Here is a 16,808-nt window from a genome sequence, read left to right on the forward strand (position 1 = left end):
TGATAACCGGAATGTACTTTAGTACATGAGGATTTGAATGAGTGAAATTGACGCAGTAATACGATGTGTATTGGAAGTCTAATATAGTCTAGTGATGATGGCAAAGAGGTCACACCCGTTCCCATGCCGAACACGGAAGTTAAGCTCTTTAGCGCCGATGGTAGTTGGGGGTTTCCCCCTGTGAGAGTAGGACGTTGCTAGGCATACTAAGGCACAACTGATTTTATCGGTTGTGTCTTTTTTATTTGTCCTTTTAAAACCAAAAGCTATGACTATTTGAAATTCCAAGAGAAAAAACTCCAATTGTTATAATAGTAGAAGGCCATTAAACCATCTTCAGAAACGATTGGAGTTTTTTACAGGTATCGAGCGACAATGGTTTATCATATACATGATGAAAAGTAAGTATCACATCTTGTTCTTACATAAATACATAAGCAAAATAATTTACGGTAAATTAAGAAAAGCTATCGATGTCATTTTAGAATCAAAATTCCACCAAAAATGTCTGTATTGATATTTGAAAGAGGAAAGTTCCTAATCGACATGCTAATCTGAAATATATCCATGAAAACTAAGCATTTTGGACAAACGGATATTATGTTAGTACCGTTGGTTTAAATGAAAAAATAATTACCAAGTATATTAGAAATCAAGAAACTAAAGATCGCTTCCAGATAGTACGAGCAAAGAAGAATACCGCGATTTGTTTAAAAAGATCTTGAGACAAAATGATTGAAGGTCAATTGAGAGGTTGCCTTTAGGTATTTGTAAGCAAAGAGGGTGAAATAAAAACCACCTGTTCTACAGGTGGTTTTTATTTGTTTATTATGATTTTGCAATTATTATCGAAATATAGTATAAGATAAAGGATTATGCAAATAATAGGGATATATAGTCCAAAAAGAAGATATTAAACTTATATACTTTAGGCAGTTAGATTATAATAATCGACGTTTAAAAATCAAGTAACGACAATTCTTTCGAGAAGTTCACCTTAAATATTTTCAGCGTTAGTATATTAATAAATAATAACTAGGAAAAATATAAAAATAAATTGACTGAATTTTCAGAATGAATTACTATATATTCTTATAACGCTTAAATAGAAATCTATAAATAATCTAAGTTATGCATGAAATTTTTTGTTTTGTGTTAATATAGAAAATGAAAAATATGCTTAGTTATGTATTATATTTTCTATTTTGTGTTAAAAAATGAATCGGGGGAAGAGTATGAGTGAATTAAAAAATAATGCGTTAGCAATGCATAAAAAAAATAGAGGTAAGATTGAAGTGATTTCCAAAGTGGAGATTAATACTATAGATGATTTAAGCTTAGCTTATTCTCCAGGAGTTGCTGCACCTTGCTTGGAGATAGTGAAGGATCCAACTACAGTTTATGAATATACGGCAAAAGGTAATTTAGTGGCTGTAGTGACAGATGGTACGGCTGTTTTAGGGCTAGGTAATATCGGTTCTGAAGCTGCCTTACCTGTTATGGAAGGTAAGGCAGTCCTTTTTAAAAAGATGGCTAACATTGATGCTGTTCCTATCTGCTTAGATACTACAAATGTAGATGAAATAGTGCGAATTGTAAAAGGTATAAGCCCAACATTTGGAGGCATTAATTTAGAAGATATAGCAGCTCCTAGATGTTTTGAAATTGAAGAAAGACTGCGTAAAGAATGTTCTATACCTGTATTTCATGATGATCAGCATGGTACAGCGATTGTAGTTGGTGCTGGTCTAAGTAATGCCTTGAAGGTTATTAATAAGGATAAGAGCACTGTACGTATTGTTATAAACGGTGCTGGAGCTGCAGGTGTAGCTATCTTGAAAATCTTGAAACAAATTGGCTACGAACATATAATAATCTGTGACTCAACAGGTATTATCTATGAAGGTCGCGAAAATGGGATGAATTCGGTAAAACATGACCTTGCTAAAGTGACGAATAGTGAAGGACGAAAAGGATCATTAAGCGAAGCACTTATTGGTGCAGATATTTTTATCGGAGTATCTGTTGCAAACATTTTGGATGAAGAAATGATACAGAGTATGAATCATGACCCTATCATTTTTGCACTTGCTAATCCAAATCCAGAAGTATCTTATGAGAATGCTATGCGATGGGGTGTGCGTATTTTCGCAACAGGTCGTTCGGATTATCCTAATCAGGTAAATAATATGTTAGCATTCCCTGGGATTTTCCGTGGTGCATTGGATGTTCATGCTTCAGAGATTAATGAGGAAATGAAATTAGCGGCTGTTTTTGCAATTGCCTCTTTAATTGATGGAAATGATTTAGCACAAGGTACAATTATTCCAGATGCTTTAGATGAACGTGTTACTCCTATAGTTGCGAAGGCCGTTAGTGAAGCTGCAATCAAGACTGGTGTTGCTAAAAAGCCTGTAGCTATCGAAAATAAATAAAGTAAAGTAAAGTAAAAGGGCTGTCCAAAGAGTCGATAAAACGACTTTTGTAGGATATCCCTTTTTCATTGATTTAAAAAGAAAAGATATCATAAATTCTTAAAGATTTACGAGTAAGAAATGAAGAAAGCAAGCTATAATAAGGATAATGTTATTTAAGGAAGTGAAAGTGTGAGTAAAAAGCAAGTATGGTTCGAAGTGGAAGAGAACGAAACGATTGATGCGTGTTTGCAACGTATGAAAGAGGCTGGATATATGCCGATTGCACGAAAAGAGGAACCTCTTTTTGAAATGAAAGACGGAAATCCTGTTCCAGTTCGTCAAATAATACGGTTTAAAGGTATGTTATGTGAAGAATAACTAGAAAATGAATCTAAATACGAACATTATCTATTTACTAAAATTTATTGTTCGTATTTTTGCATTGACTTGTACTCGTTCAATTGTTAAAATGTGAGAAGGAAAACATCGAATCCCCATATATGCTAAGGAATTGGCCTTAGTGTCTCTACCCGACACCGTAAATGTCGGACTATGCGGGAAAGCAACTTTTGGAATGAGAGTGAAAGGTGTGACACAATTGCGTACAGCTAATGTTTCTAAGCCAAACTCTTTTGTTATGTCCTCAAGTAAATTGCTTTCACGCATGGCTGTGTGAAGTATTTTATTTGGGGACTTTTATTTGTTTAAAGGAGCGGAATGTATGAGTTCAAAAATTGGCGTGATCATGGGAAGTTCAAGTGATTGGGAAACAATGAAACATGCGTGTGATGTATTAGATGAATTGCAGATTCCATATGAAAAAAAAGTGGTTTCGGCACATAGAACACCAGATTTGATGTTTGAATATGCACAGGAAGCTCGTACAAGAGGCCTTCATGTCATTATTGCTGGAGCAGGTGGTGCAGCGCATTTACCAGGTATGGTAGCTGCAAAAACAACTCTACCGGTTATTGGTGTACCTGTTCAATCAAAAGCATTAAATGGGCTAGATTCTTTATTATCTATCGTGCAAATGCCTGGTGGTGTTCCTGTAGCGACTGTTGCTATCGGCAAAGCTGGTGCGACAAACGCAGGATTACTAGCAGCACAAATTTTATCTACAACAGATTCTGAAATCACAGAAAAAATAGAAGCACGACGCCAAGCTATGAAAATGAAAGCTCTAGAAAGTTCAGGTGAGTTAGAGTGACGAAAATTTATCCTGGTCAAACTATTGGAATAATCGGTGGCGGTCAACTTGGTCGTATGATGGCAATGGCAGCAAAGGAAGCTGGTTTTAAAATTGCTGTTCTTGAGCCAACAATGGATTCACCATGTGGTCAAGTTGCAGATATTCGTATCGTTGCCCCGTATAACGACGAAGCTGCATTAGAAGAGCTTGCAGAAGTAAGTGACGTTATTACATTCGAATTTGAAAACATCGATTATGCTGGTTTGAAAAGATTATCTGAGATTGCCTATGTACCTCAAGGTGCTGAACTTGTACGTATTACGCAGAACCGAATTCTTGAAAAATCTGCGATTAATGAGGCTGGTTGTCCAGTTGCAACATACATAAATGCTGATAGCTTCGAGGAACTTCAGAGTAAAATCGAAATTGTTGGTTACCCTTGCGTCGTGAAAACTGCAAGAGGTGGTTATGATGGGAAAGGCCAACAGACGTTACGATCAGAAAAGGATATGTCTTTAGCGAAATCTTTATTTGAACATTCTGCTTGTGTAGCTGAAGCATTCGTACCATTCGAGAAAGAAATTTCTGTCATTGTACAACGTAATGTTCAGGGAGAAACGTATTGTCTTCCTATTGGAGAAAATATTCATGTGAATCATATTTTACACGAAACGATTGTACCCGCACGTATTACAGAAGAAACTGCTAAACGAGCTACTGAAGAAGCGAAAAAAATTGCGAATCATCTTAAATTAGTGGGTACACTAGCTGTAGAACTATTTGTTTTAGAGAATGGACAAGTTATTATTAATGAGTTAGCACCACGTCCACACAACTCAGGACACTATTCGATTGAGGCCTGCAACATTTCACAATTCCATCAGCATATTCGTGCTGTATGTGGTTGGCCATTACGTGAACCACAATTATGGGCGCCTTCGATTATGGTTAATGTCCTTGGACAACATGTCGTACCACTGAGTAACTCTATTTCAAAATACTCTGACTGGTCTATTCATTTATATGGTAAACAAGAAGCAAAACATAATCGTAAAATGGGCCACGTTACGATTATGACAAACGACATTCAAAAAACGTTAACAGAAATTAATGATTCCCACATTTGGTCGGAATAGAAGGAGAACAATATGATAACACGCTATACTCGTCCTGAAATGGGCGCAATTTGGACAGAAGAAAACAGATATCAAGCTTGGTTGGAGGTTGAAATCTTATCATGTGAGGCTTGGGCAGAACTTGGTGATATCCCTAAAGAGGATGTTGTGAAAATCCGTGAGGGTGCAAGTTTTGATATCGACCGTATTTTAGAAATTGAAAAAGATACTCGACATGATGTAGTTGCATTTACTCGTGCTGTTTCTGAAACTCTAGGGGAAGAACGTAAATGGGTACATTACGGTTTAACTTCTACGGATGTTGTAGATACTGCTCTTTCTTATTTAATTAAACAAGCTAACGAAATTTTACGTAAAGATATTAAAAACTTTATCGAAATTTTAGAGAATAAAGCGAAAGAACATAAATACACAGTTATGATGGGCCGTACACACGGTGTTCATGCTGAACCAACTACATTTGGTTTAAAACTCGCATTATGGTTAGAAGAAATGAAACGAAATTTAGAACGCTTCGAAGCATCTGCTCAAGTAATAGAAACAGGTAAAATTTCTGGAGCAGTTGGTACTTATGCTAATATTGATCCATTTGTTGAAAAATACGTTTGCGAAAAATTGGGCCTTCAAGCAGCTCCTATCTCTACACAAACGTTACAACGTGACCGTCACGCACAATACATGGCAACGTTAGCTTTAATCGGATCTTCAATTGAGAAATTCGCAACTGAAATTCGCGGTTTACAAAAATCAGAAACACGTGAAGTAGAAGAGTTCTTCGCAAAAGGTCAAAAAGGCTCTTCTGCAATGCCTCACAAACGTAATCCAATTGGTTCTGAGAATATGGTTGGTATGGCTCGTTTACTTCGCGGCTATATGATGACAGCTTATGAAAACGTGTCATTATGGCATGAACGTGATATCTCACATTCATCAGCAGAGCGTGTAATCTTACCGGACGGTACAATTGCTCTAAATTACATGTTAAATCGTTTCGCAAACATTGTGAAAAACTTAACAGTATTCCCTGACAATATGAAACGCAATATGGGTCGCACATTTGGCCTTATCTATTCACAACGTGTATTACTTGCTTTGATCGACAAAGGCCTTGCACGTGAAGAAGCGTACGATACAGTACAGCCCCTAACTGCTAAAGCTTGGGACGAACAAGTGCAGTTCCGTGGACTAGTTGATGCTAGTGAGAAAATCACTGCTCATTTATCAAAAGAAGAGTTAGATGATTGCTTTGATTACAATCATCATCTACAACATGTAGATACAATTTTTGAACGTCTAGGATTAAACTAAACCGGGGGAATTAACAGTGGAAAAAGGTCAACTTTTGTATGAAGGAAAAGCTAAAAGATTGTACTCAACAGCAGAAGAAAATATTCTGTTTGTTGAGTACAAAGATAGTGCTACAGCATTCAATGGTGAGAAAAAAGAGGAAATCGCAGGTAAGGGAATTTTAAATAATAAAATTACAACTTTAATTTTCGATAAATTAAAGTCAGCGGGAATCGAATCTCACTTTGTTGAACAAATTTCAGAAAACGAACAGCTTGTAAAAAAAGTAGACATTATTCCAATTGAATTGGTTGTCCGCAATATTGCAGCAGGTAGCCTTGCAAAACGACTTGGATACGAAGAGGGTACAACTCTTCGTCGTCCAATCGTTGAATTTTATTACAAAAACGATGATCTTGGAGATCCACTCATCACAACAGAGCATATTGAAATATTGAATATTGCTACACCAGAAGAAGTACAAGCTCTTTACGACAATGGCTTAAAGGTGAATGAAGTTCTCCGTCCATTATTCCAAGAAATCGGCGTAACTCTAGTAGACTTCAAACTAGAGTTTGGTCGTGACGCTAATGGGCAAGTGCTATTAGCAGATGAAGTTTCACCAGATACTTGCCGTCTTTGGGACATAGAAACAAATCAAAAACTTGATAAAGACGTTTTTCGTCGTGATCTTGGTAATTTAACAGATGTTTATAAAATCATATTAGCTCGCCTAGGAGGACTATCAAAATGAAAAAGGTAAAAGTTTATGTAACATTACGTGAAAGTGTATTAGACCCACAAGGTTCTGCAGTGAAAGGTTCATTACACACAATGGGCTACAAAGAAGTTGCAGACGTTCGTATTGGTAAGTATTTAGAATTACAAATCGAACCATCTGATCGTGATTTAAATGTAGTGGTAAAAGAAATGTGCGAAAAACTACTTACAAATACTGTTATAGAAGACTACCGTTTTGAAGTCGAGGAGGCTAACTAACTATGAAGTTCGCAGTACTCGTTTTCCCAGGATCGAACTGTGATTTAGATATGTATCACGCAATTAAGGACGAGCTTGGTGAAGAAGCAGAATATGTATGGCACGATACAAAAGATTTAAGTAGCTATGACGGTATCTTATTACCAGGTGGATTCTCTTACGGAGATTACCTGCGTTGTGGTGCAATCGCTCGCTCTTCAAATGTTATGACTGAAGTAGTAAAAGCTGCTGAGGCAGGTAAGCCAATTCTTGGCGTTTGTAATGGATTCCAAATTTTAACGGAGGCAGGCTTACTTCCGGGTGCCCTTCTACGCAATAAAAACTTGAAATTCATGTGTCGTACAGTTGACTTAAAAGTAGTTAACAATAATACACAATTTACAAATCAATATGCAAAAGATGAAATTATTAAAGTACCTATCGCCCATGGTGAAGGAAATTATTACTGTGATGAAGATACTTTGCAATCATTAAAGGACAATAACCAAATTGTTTTCACTTATTCTAGCGAAAATCCAAATGGTAGTTTAGAAGATATTGCAGGAATCGTCAATGAACGCGGTAATGTACTTGGTATGATGCCTCACCCAGAGCGCGCAGTAAATGAATTAATCGGTGGCGCAGATGGACTTGCAGTATTTAAATCAATCGTCAAACAGTGGAGGGAAACACATGTCAATCAAGCTTGAACCAACACAAGAGCAAATTAAAGAGCAAAAACTCTATGCACAAATGGGCTTGTCCGATGAAGAATTTGCGCTAGTTGAAAGTATTCTAGGACGTCTACCGAACTGGACTGAAACAGGTTTGTTCTCAGTAATGTGGTCAGAGCACTGCTCATATAAAAACTCTAAACCGGTGCTACGTAAATTCCCAACTACAGGACCTCGAGTATTACAAGGCCCTGGTGAAGGTGCAGGAATCGTCGATATCGGCGATGACCAAGCCGTTGTGTTCAAAATGGAATCACATAATCACCCGTCTGCAATTGAACCTTACCAAGGTGCAGCGACAGGTGTAGGCGGTATTATCCGTGATGTGTTCTCAATGGGTGCACGCCCGATTGCTATGTTAAACTCTCTACGCTTTGGTGAGTTGAAAACTCCACGCGTAAAATATTTATTTGAAGAAGTGGTAGCAGGAATTGCAGGCTACGGTAACTGTATCGGTATTCCAACAGTTGGTGGCGAAATTCAATTTGATGATTGTTACGAAGGCAATCCACTAGTAAATGCAATGTGTGTCGGTTTAATCGATCATAAAGACATTCAAAAAGGTATTGCTTCAGGTGTGGGTAACCCAGTAATGTATGTTGGTGCTAAAACAGGTCGTGATGGTATTCACGGTGCTACATTTGCTTCTGAGGAATTAAGTGAGTCATCAGAGGAAAAACGCCCAGCTGTACAAGTTGGCGATCCATTCATGGAGAAATTGCTTCTTGAAGCTTGCCTAGAATTAGTGAAATTTGATTCACTAGTTGGAATTCAAGATATGGGTGCTGCAGGCTTAACTTCATCATCTGCCGAAATGGCTTCTAAAGCAGGTTACGGTATTGAGATGAACTTAGATTTAGTACCTCAACGTGAAACAGGTATGACAGCTTATGAAATGATGCTTTCAGAATCTCAAGAGCGTATGTTAATCGTTGTGAAAAAAGGACATGAAGCTGAAATCGTTACTTTATTCGAGAAGTATGGTTTAGATGCTGTAACTATCGGTCATGTAACTGACGATAAAATGCTTCGCCTTATACATAAAGGAGAAGTAGTAGCAAACGTACCTGCAGATGCTCTTGCAGAGGAAGCACCTGTTTATAACAAACCATCAGCAGTACCAGCTTACTACAATGAATTCCAAGCAATGGAAAACGTAGAGCCTACAGTTGCTGACTATAAAGAAACTTTAATCTCACTATTAAAACAATCTACAATTGCTTCTAAAGAGTGGGTTTATGACCAGTATGATTATCAAGTACGTACATCAACAGTTGTAGCACCAGGATCTGATGCAGCAGTAGTACGTGTACGTGGTACGAACAAAGGTCTTGCTATGACAACTGACTGTAACTCTCGTTATATTTACTTAAATCCAGAAGTTGGCGGGAAAATTGCGGTTGCAGAAGCTGCCCGTAATATCGTTTGTTCTGGTGGTAAACCACTTGCAATTACAGACTGCTTGAACTTTGGTAACCCAGAAAAGCCAGAAATCTTCTGGCAAATCGAAAAATCAGCTGATGGTATTTCAGAGGCTTGTTTAGCACTAGAATCACCAGTAATCGGTGGTAATGTTTCTCTTTACAATGAGCGTAGTGGTGTAGCAGTTTATCCAACACCAACAATTGGTATGGTTGGTTTAGTAGAAGACTTAGCTCATGTTACAACACAACAAGTTAAAGAAGCTGGAGACTATATTTACTTAATCGGCGATACAAAAACTGAATTTGGTGGATCTGAACTTCAAAAAATGCAAAATGATGGACGTATTTTCGGTCTAGCACCAGAAATCGATTTAACTGTAGAAGCAACACGTCAAGATGCGTTATTAAATGCTATTCAACAAGGTTTAGTAGCATCTGCACATGATGTTGCTGAAGGTGGAGTAGCTGTTGCATTAGCAGAAAAAACATTCGGTACAAAATTCGGAGCAGAAATCATCTTAGAAGGTTCGGCAGTGACTGCTTTATTTAGTGAATCGCAATCACGTTTCTTAGTATCAGTTAAAGCTGAAAATGCACAAGCATTTGAAGTAGCTGTTAAAGATGCTCATAAAATTGGTGTTGTTTCAGCAGATGCCACATTGAGTGTTCGCGGTGAAGACGGTTCTACATTAATCGAAGGTCCAGTAGCAGAATTCCAAGATGCTTGGAAAGGGGCAATACCATGTTTGGTGAACTCAGAGGCTTAAATGAAGAATGTGGCGTGTTTGGGATTTGGGGTAATGAAAACCCAGCGCAGCTTAGTTATTACGGTTTACATGCATTACAACATCGTGGTCAAGAAGGTGCAGGGATTGTTGTCAAAGATGGCAAGCAATTTCGCGCTGTAAAAGGTGAAGGCCTTGTAAATGATGTATTCAGTGAAGGTAAATTAGAAGGCTTAAAAGGACAAGCAGCAATAGCTCATGCACGTTATACGACAGCAGGAGGCGGCGGAATTGAAAATGTTCAGCCGCTGCTGTTCCGCTCATCAACAGGCAGTTTATCAATCGCGCATAATGGTAATTTAGTTAATGCAAATCACTTAAAGCAACATTTAGAACGTCAAGGTAGTATTTTTAACTCAACTTCTGATACAGAAGTACTTGCTCATTTAATTAAAAAAAGTACGTATCCGACATTTCTTTCAAAAGTGAAAAATGCGCTTACTTTGTTAAAAGGTGCATTTTCAATCTTAATGTTATCTGAAGAAGGTTTAATCGTGGCTCGAGACCAGAACGGTTTACGTCCCTTAGCACTTGGTAAATTAGGTGACAGTTGGGTTGTTGCTTCTGAAACTTGTGCGTTCGATTTAATTGGCGCAGAATTCGTTCGTTCAGTCGAACCAGGAGAATTAATTGTTATTAATGATAGTGGTGTGAAAAGCGACCGTTTTGTAGAACCAGCTAAACGTGCAATGTGTGCAATGGAATATGTATATTTAGCAAGACCAGATTCAGAAATTGGTGGCATAAACGTGCATATGGCACGTAAACGTATGGGTAAAACACTTGCTAAAGAATGTGCTCATATTGAGGCAGATGTTGTAACAGGTGTTCCAGATTCAAGTATTTCCGCCGCGATTGGTTTTGCAGAAGAAAGTGGGATTCCTTACGAATTAGGCCTTATTAAAAACCGTTATGTTGGTCGTACTTTCATCCAACCGACACAAGAGTTACGTGAACGTGGTGTGAAAATGAAATTATCTCCAGTACGTCAAGTAGTTCAAGGAAAACGTGTTGTAATGGTAGATGATTCAATTGTTCGTGGTACAACCTCAAGACGTATAGTGAAAATGTTGAAGGAAGCTGGAGCAGCAGAAGTACATGTTGTCATCAGTTCTCCGCCAATGACAGATCCATGCTACTACGGTATTGATACATCTTCATCAGAAGAACTTATAGCTTCTAGTCATAGTGTTGAAGAAATCCGTGATGCAATTGGTGCTGATACGGTAACATTTTTATCTGTTGAAGGCATGGTAGAATCTATTGCTCGTCAACACGAAGGTCCGGAACGTGGTCTATGCTTAGCATGTTTTACCGGAAAATATCCAACTGAGATTTTCCCGGATACTATCTTGCCACATGAAAAAGAACTTATACGTTAAGGAGACGATCTACATGTCAAAAGCATATGAACAAGCAGGCGTTAATATTGAAGCAGGCTATGAAGCAGTCCAAAGAATGAAATCACATGTTGAACGTACAGCAAGAAAAGGCATCATGGGTTCATTTGGTGGCTTTGGCGGCATGTTCGATTTATCTGAATTAAACTTGAAGGAACCAGTTCTTATTTCTGGTACTGATGGTGTTGGGACAAAATTAAAACTAGCGTTTATGACTGATAAACACGATACAATCGGAGTAGACTGCGTAGCAATGTGTGTAAACGATATCGTTGCACAAGGTGCAGAGCCATTATACTTTTTAGATTACGTAGCAGTTGGTAAAGCTGAGCCTGCTAAAATCGAGCAAATTGTTAAAGGTGTTGCTGATGGTTGTGTCCAAGCTGGTGCTGCGTTAATCGGTGGCGAAACAGCTGAAATGCCTGGTCTGTATGAAGAGGACGAATATGATTTAGCGGGCTTTGCGGTTGGTGCTGCTGAAAAAGCAAACATCGTAACAGGCGAGAAAATTTCAGAAGGTGACGTACTAGTAGGCCTAGCTTCTAGTGGTATTCACTCAAATGGTTATTCACTTGTCCGTAAAGTCGTTTTTGCTGATAATGGCTTTACACCTGAAACAATTGTTGAAGGCTATGAGAACCTTGGCCCGATTGGGGAAGCTTTATTAGTACCAACAAAAATTTATGCAAAACCTGTTTTAGCAATGCTAAAAGAGTGTGAAGTGCATGGTATGGCACACGTTACAGGTGGTGGTTTCTACGAAAACCTACCTCGTATGATGCCGGAAGGACTAGCAACAGAAATTGATTTAGGCACTTGGCCAGTATTACCTGTCTTTGAATTCTTAAAAGAGAAAGGTAATCTACAAGAGCGTGATTTATATAATGTTTTCAATATGGGGATTGGATACGTACTTTCAGTACCAGCTTCTGAAGCAGTTCGTATTATAGAGATTGCTGAACAGCATGGTGAAAAAGCGTATGAAATTGGTCGCGTTGTGAAAGGTGAAGGGGTTCTTTTCAAAGGTAATCATGATGGGAGCCTAACTCATGAGTAATATCGTTTCCATCGCAGTTTTCGCATCAGGTAGCGGTTCTAACTTTCAAGCTATTCAAGAAGCAATTGAACGTGGTGAACTAAATGCGAAAATTGAGCTCGTTGTCACAGATAAGCCTGGTGCTTACGTTGTAGAACGTGCTAAAGCAAAGAGTATCCCTGTATTAGCTCTAAGTCCTAAGGATTTTGGTTCTAAGGAAGCTTATGAACAAGCTATTTTAGCTAAGCTACAAGAGTGTGAAGTGAGATGGATCGTTCTTGCGGGATATATGCGTTTAATCGGTGAAACATTATTAAATTCCTATACTTCTAAAATTGTTAATATTCACCCATCTCTATTACCTTCGTTTCCAGGGAAAGATGCCATTGGACAAGCAATGGAACATCGTGTGAAAGTAACGGGTGTAACAGTTCATTTTGTAGATGCGGGAATGGATACAGGTCCAATTATTGCGCAACGTGCTGTAGCAGTCACTGACGGTGATCGCGAGGCAACAGAACAAGCAATTCATGCAATTGAGCATGACCTTTATAAAGAAGCATTACAGGCAACTTTAAAATAAATAATTAATTGGAGCCAGAGCTTCGTGCTTTGGTTCTGATCATGTACTACATAAGAATTACAACTTGCTTTCAAATCTAAGGAGGAAATAATCGTGACGAAACGTGCGTTAATCAGTGTCTCTGATAAATCAGGTGTTTTAGAATTTGCTAAGGAATTAGAGGCATTAGGCTATGAAATTTTATCAACAGGCGGTACAAAAAAACATTTACAAGAAAATGGTGTAGCAGTAACTGCTGTTGACCAAGTAACAAACTTCCCAGAAATTTTAGGTGGACGTGTTAAAACATTGAACCCGCTTATTCATGGTGGATTACTTGCAAAACATGATGATCCTGAACACCAAGCGCAAATGGCCGAACATGGTATTCAACCGATCGAAATCGTTTGTGTAAATCTATATCCATTCGTTGAAACAATTTCAAAGCCTAATGTAACAATCGTTGATGCTATTGAAAATATTGATATTGGTGGTCCAACAATGCTTCGTTCAGCCGCTAAAAATCAAAAATATGTAACAGTTATCGTCGATTCAAATGATTATGCAATTGTATTAGCAGAGCTAAAAGCAGAAGGTCAAACAACACTTGAAACACGTCGTCGTTTAGGTGCAAAAGTATTCCGTCATACAGCGGCTTACGATTCTTATATTTCTAACTACTTGACAGAATACACTGGGGAAGAGTTCCCAGAACAAATGACTTTAACATACGAATTAAAACAACCACTTCGTTACGGTGAAAATCCACATCAAAAAGCAGCTTTCTATCAAAAGCACTTAGGCTCAGATTTCTCAATCGCATCAGCTGAACAATTACACGGTAAAGAACTTTCTTATAATAATATTCAAGATGCAAATGCTGCACTTCAAATTATCAAAGAATTTGACGCACCAGCTGCAGTAGCAGTAAAGCATATGAATCCTTGTGGCGTTGGTACAGCTGAAACAATATCTGAAGCATTCGCTAAAGCATATGAAGCAGATTCAACTTCAATCTTCGGCGGTATCATTGCGTTGAACCGTGAAGTAGATTTAGCAACAGCAGAACAACTTGCTGGAATCTTCCTAGAAATTATCATCGCTCCTGCATTCACTGCTGAAGCACTTGAAAAATTATCTGCGAAGAAAAATATTCGCTTACTAACAATTTCATTTGCACAAGAAAAACGTGATGCATTCAACATAGTATCTGTTGAGGGTGGCTTACTTGTTCAAGAGCCAGATCGTTTCGGCTTAAAAGACGGAGAAGTAAAAGTAGTAACAGACCGCGAACCAACTGAAGAAGAATGGGCAGCAATGAAACTTGGCTGGTCAGTAGTAAAACACGTTAAATCGAATGCCATCGTTGTTACAGATGACAAAATGACATTAGGTGTTGGTGCTGGTCAAATGAACCGTGTAGGCTCAGCAAAAATTGCATTAGAGCAAGCTGGTGAAAAAGCAAAAGGTGCAGCACTTGCATCAGATGCATTCTTCCCAATGAATGATACTGTAGAAACTGCTGCTAAAGCAGGCATCACAGCAATCATCCAAACAGGCGGCTCAATCAAAGACCAAGACTCAATCGACAAAGCAAACGAATACGGCATCACAATGGTATTCACAGGAGTAAGGCACTTTAAACACTAAGTGTGGAAGGCGCTCGCTCATCGGCGACAAGCACTGGAAGGCTCGAATCAAAGGCGCATTTGCCTTTGACCGAGAGACTGAAGTGACCTCGAGCCGATAGCGCCTGGAACCGGATATGCTAGATAATGAAGGCAACCTAAAAGCGCGACGTCGTGTCGCAACGGTTGCATGACAGCATCCTGCTTGCCCAAGGCGCTCGTCCAGCTGCGAGGTCGTTGGAGGGTGGAAGCCAAAGTCGCTCTTAGACTTTGAGCGCCTGAAGCTGGATATGCTAAATAAGGAACACACCGATTAAACATCGGCGTGTTCCATAATTTATAAGTAGGAGGAAACCTCAATGAAAGTACTAGTTATTGGTAGTGGCGGTCGCGAGCATGCAATTGCTAAACAATTTGCAAATGCAGCATCCGTTAAGAAAGTATTTGTAGCTCCAGGTAACGATGGTATGAAAAATGATGCAGAGTGTGTTGCAATTGACGTTTTCAACTTTGCGGAACTTATAGCATTTGCTAAAGAGCAGTCAATCGACTTAACATTTGTCGGACCTGAACAGCCTTTAGTAGCTGGTATCGTGGATGCTTTTCAAGAGGAAGGTTTGCGCATTTTTGGCCCAACTAAGGAAGCAGCTAAAATAGAAGGTAGTAAATCATTTGCAAAAGAACTAATGCAAAAATATAATATCCCAACAGCCGCTTCTGCAACATTTACTGAAGCAGAAGCGGCAATTGCATACGTGCAAAAAATGGGAGCACCAATTGTTGTAAAAGCAGATGGTCTAGCTGCCGGAAAAGGTGTAATCGTTGCATTAACTGAGGAGGAAGCGATTGAAGGTATCAAAGACATGATTGGTAATCAACGCTTTGGCGATTCTTCTTCTCGTGTAGTGATTGAAGATTTCCTTGATGGGGAAGAGTTCTCTTACATGTCATTTGTACATAATGGTCAAATTTATCCAATGGTTATTGCACAAGATCATAAACGTGCATATGACGGTGATAAAGGTCCAAATACAGGTGGAATGGGTGCTTACTCTCCAGTACCTCAAATTTCTGATGCGGTTGTTAAACGTGCATATGATGAAGTAGTCGTACCAACCGTTCAAGCGATGACAACTGAAGGTACACCATTCACAGGGATTTTATATGCAGGACTTATTTTAACTGCTGAAGGTCCAAAGGTAATTGAATTTAATGCACGCTTTGGTGATCCTGAGACACAAGTTGTATTACCACGTATGGCTTCTGACTTTGGAGAATTCATGATGGCGTTAATGAATGAAGAACCTTATAAATTGGAATGGTCGAACGATGCAATGCTAGGTGTAGTAATTGCATCTGAAGGATATCCAGGCGATGTAAAAAAAGGTGCGAAATTACCGTCACTTGAAAAATTATCGGCAAACTTTGATGTATTTCATGCCGGAACAAAGTTAGTAGGAGAAGACTTTGTAGGTAATGGTGGACGTGTACTACTAGTTACTACAAAGGCTACATCTTTAAAAGACGCACAACAAAAAGTATACGAAGGTTTATCTAAAGAATCGTGGACAGGCTTTTTCCACCGTTCAGATATAGGTTGGCGTACAATGAAGTAAAACGAAAAGCTGCCCGATTGTAAGGTCGGACAGCTTTTTGTCTAGTATGGGGAATTATGAATTAGTTGAGTTAGATTGACTGTTATTATTGTTCTTTTTTTGATCATTAGACTGATTTTTTGAGTTGCTGTTTTGAGAGTTATTCTTTTCATTATTATTATTGGAGTTACTATTCGAATTACTATTGGAATTAGTATTCGTATCAGCATTCGAATTTCCACCAGCAAAATCTTTCATCAATTGATCAATATTCGGAATAATACTCGCAGCTTGGCCACCAAAAGCACTTGTCATAGAACTATCCACCACGGATTTCATAGTGGAGTTCATCATTGCTTTTGTTGGGCAATACTTTAAAATACCTTCCGCTGTTTTCATAGCACCGATAATAATCATCAATCGACCACCAGTACAATTAGAATCGCGCGAAATTCTACCGATACCAAATGCTGTCATAGTTATACCACATGTTAACCGCATAAAAGCATTCTTCGTACTTAAGTTTTCTGATTGTGTCAATTTAGTCAACCTCCTATACAAATTTTCCCACAAAATACTACTAAAAACTTTGCTTTCCTAAAGTGCTGTGATACGATAATTCAATAATGACAAA

15 protein-coding genes, 1 rRNA gene, 1 pseudogene and 1 riboswitch are annotated in these 16,808 nt (G+C 38.5%); of the genes and pseudogenes, 16 read left to right on the forward strand and 1 reads right to left on the reverse strand.

The window, feature by feature from the left end; all coding sequences use genetic code 11:
* Positions 1–87 precede the first annotated feature (87 nt).
* The 16 genes and pseudogenes from rrf to purD all read left to right on the forward strand — a co-directional run bounded on the left by rrf (position 88) and on the right by purD (position 16,195).
* A 5S ribosomal RNA gene (gene rrf, locus MKY02_RS02350) occupies positions 88–203 on the forward strand.
* A gap of 188 nt (positions 204–391) precedes the next feature.
* Positions 392–739 (forward strand): annotated as a pseudogene (locus MKY02_RS02355) (transposase).
* Positions 740–1,235: 496 nt separating this feature from the next.
* Positions 1,236–2,435, forward strand: coding sequence for an NAD(P)-dependent malic enzyme (locus MKY02_RS02360; RefSeq protein WP_076035163.1), 1,200 nt, complete (start codon positions 1,236–1,238; stop codon positions 2,433–2,435).
* 171 nt (positions 2,436–2,606) lie between these two features.
* The gene (locus MKY02_RS02365; protein ID WP_038178709.1) at positions 2,607–2,795 is read left to right on the forward strand and encodes an NETI motif-containing protein; all 189 of its coding nucleotides are present in this window, start codon (positions 2,607–2,609) and stop codon (positions 2,793–2,795) included.
* Positions 2,796–2,891: 96 nt separating this feature from the next.
* Positions 2,892–2,990: riboswitch (purine riboswitch) on the forward strand.
* A gap of 148 nt (positions 2,991–3,138) precedes the next feature.
* Complete coding sequence (gene purE, locus MKY02_RS02370; protein WP_038178707.1) at positions 3,139–3,627, forward strand: 5-(carboxyamino)imidazole ribonucleotide mutase; 489 nt, start codon at positions 3,139–3,141, stop codon at positions 3,625–3,627.
* Positions 3,624–4,745: a 5-(carboxyamino)imidazole ribonucleotide synthase gene (gene purK / locus MKY02_RS02375; RefSeq protein ID WP_038178705.1), complete on the forward strand. Its 1,122-nt coding sequence runs from the start codon at positions 3,624–3,626 to the stop codon at positions 4,743–4,745. Before purE ends, purK begins: the two co-directional genes overlap by 4 nt.
* A gap of 12 nt (positions 4,746–4,757) precedes the next feature.
* Complete coding sequence (gene purB / locus MKY02_RS02380) at positions 4,758–6,053, forward strand: adenylosuccinate lyase (RefSeq protein ID WP_076035162.1); 1,296 nt, start codon at positions 4,758–4,760, stop codon at positions 6,051–6,053.
* A gap of 16 nt (positions 6,054–6,069) precedes the next feature.
* Entirely contained in the window at positions 6,070–6,786 is a 717-nt protein-coding gene (gene purC / locus MKY02_RS02385) for a phosphoribosylaminoimidazolesuccinocarboxamide synthase (RefSeq protein WP_038178701.1), read from the forward strand.
* A complete protein-coding gene (gene purS / locus MKY02_RS02390; protein WP_038178699.1) occupies positions 6,783–7,031 on the forward strand; it encodes a phosphoribosylformylglycinamidine synthase subunit PurS in 249 nt (82 codons plus the stop codon). The genes purC and purS overlap by 4 nt, the downstream gene beginning before the upstream one ends.
* A 2-nt stretch (positions 7,032–7,033) precedes the next feature.
* The gene (gene purQ, locus MKY02_RS02395; protein ID WP_076035161.1) at positions 7,034–7,720 is read left to right on the forward strand and encodes a phosphoribosylformylglycinamidine synthase subunit PurQ; all 687 of its coding nucleotides are present in this window, start codon (positions 7,034–7,036) and stop codon (positions 7,718–7,720) included.
* Positions 7,704–9,935 carry a phosphoribosylformylglycinamidine synthase subunit PurL gene (gene purL, locus MKY02_RS02400; RefSeq protein ID WP_340710564.1) on the forward strand — a complete coding sequence of 744 codons (2,232 nt, stop codon included), beginning with the start codon at positions 7,704–7,706 and terminating at the stop codon, positions 9,933–9,935. Before purQ ends, purL begins: the two co-directional genes overlap by 17 nt.
* Positions 9,911–11,335, forward strand: a complete 1,425-nt coding sequence (purF, locus tag MKY02_RS02405; RefSeq protein ID WP_038178696.1) for an amidophosphoribosyltransferase — start codon at positions 9,911–9,913, stop codon at positions 11,333–11,335. The genes purL and purF overlap by 25 nt, the downstream gene beginning before the upstream one ends.
* Before the next feature lie 13 nt (positions 11,336–11,348).
* Positions 11,349–12,410: a phosphoribosylformylglycinamidine cyclo-ligase gene (gene purM, locus MKY02_RS02410; protein WP_076065925.1), complete on the forward strand. Its 1,062-nt coding sequence runs from the start codon at positions 11,349–11,351 to the stop codon at positions 12,408–12,410.
* Positions 12,403–12,972 (forward strand): phosphoribosylglycinamide formyltransferase, encoded by a 570-nt coding sequence (gene purN, locus MKY02_RS02415; protein ID WP_076035159.1) that lies wholly within the window; start codon positions 12,403–12,405, stop codon positions 12,970–12,972. Before purM ends, purN begins: the two co-directional genes overlap by 8 nt.
* Positions 12,973–13,065: 93 nt before the next feature.
* On the forward strand, positions 13,066–14,601 hold the full coding sequence (gene purH / locus MKY02_RS02420; RefSeq protein ID WP_038178693.1) for a bifunctional phosphoribosylaminoimidazolecarboxamide formyltransferase/IMP cyclohydrolase: 1,536 nt from the start codon (positions 13,066–13,068) through the stop codon (positions 14,599–14,601).
* Between the two features lie 337 nt (positions 14,602–14,938).
* Positions 14,939–16,195: a phosphoribosylamine--glycine ligase gene (gene purD, locus MKY02_RS02425; protein ID WP_076035157.1), complete on the forward strand. Its 1,257-nt coding sequence runs from the start codon at positions 14,939–14,941 to the stop codon at positions 16,193–16,195.
* A 54-nt stretch (positions 16,196–16,249) separates the two neighbouring features.
* On the opposite strand, the gene MKY02_RS02430 is transcribed toward purD, so the two are convergent.
* Entirely contained in the window at positions 16,250–16,714 is a 465-nt protein-coding gene (locus MKY02_RS02430) for a YgaP-like transmembrane domain (protein WP_051448536.1), read from the reverse strand.
* Positions 16,715–16,808 lie beyond the last annotated feature (94 nt).

This window comes from Viridibacillus sp. FSL R5-0888 (genome assembly GCF_038009105.1).
Lineage (GTDB): Bacteria > Bacillota > Bacilli > Bacillales_A > Planococcaceae > Viridibacillus > Viridibacillus arenosi.

Bases quoted from the DNA above. Each gene is read 5' to 3' on its own strand.
- MKY02_RS02360 (WP_076035163.1), top strand. From the start codon at position 1,236: ATGAGTGAATTAAAAAATAATGCGTTAGCAATGCATAAAAAAAATAGA.
- purE (WP_038178707.1), top strand. From the start codon at position 3,139: ATGAGTTCAAAAATTGGCGTGATCATGGGAAGTTCAAGTGATTGGGAA.
- purB (WP_076035162.1), top strand. From the start codon at position 4,758: ATGATAACACGCTATACTCGTCCTGAAATGGGCGCAATTTGGACAGAA.
- purS (WP_038178699.1), top strand. From the start codon at position 6,783: ATGAAAAAGGTAAAAGTTTATGTAACATTACGTGAAAGTGTATTAGAC.
- purQ (WP_076035161.1), top strand. From the start codon at position 7,034: ATGAAGTTCGCAGTACTCGTTTTCCCAGGATCGAACTGTGATTTAGAT.
- purL (WP_340710564.1), top strand. From the start codon at position 7,704: ATGTCAATCAAGCTTGAACCAACACAAGAGCAAATTAAAGAGCAAAAA.
- purF (WP_038178696.1), top strand. From the start codon at position 9,911: ATGTTTGGTGAACTCAGAGGCTTAAATGAAGAATGTGGCGTGTTTGGG.
- purM (WP_076065925.1), top strand. From the start codon at position 11,349: ATGTCAAAAGCATATGAACAAGCAGGCGTTAATATTGAAGCAGGCTAT.
- purN (WP_076035159.1), top strand. From the start codon at position 12,403: ATGAGTAATATCGTTTCCATCGCAGTTTTCGCATCAGGTAGCGGTTCT.
- purD (WP_076035157.1), top strand. From the start codon at position 14,939: ATGAAAGTACTAGTTATTGGTAGTGGCGGTCGCGAGCATGCAATTGCT.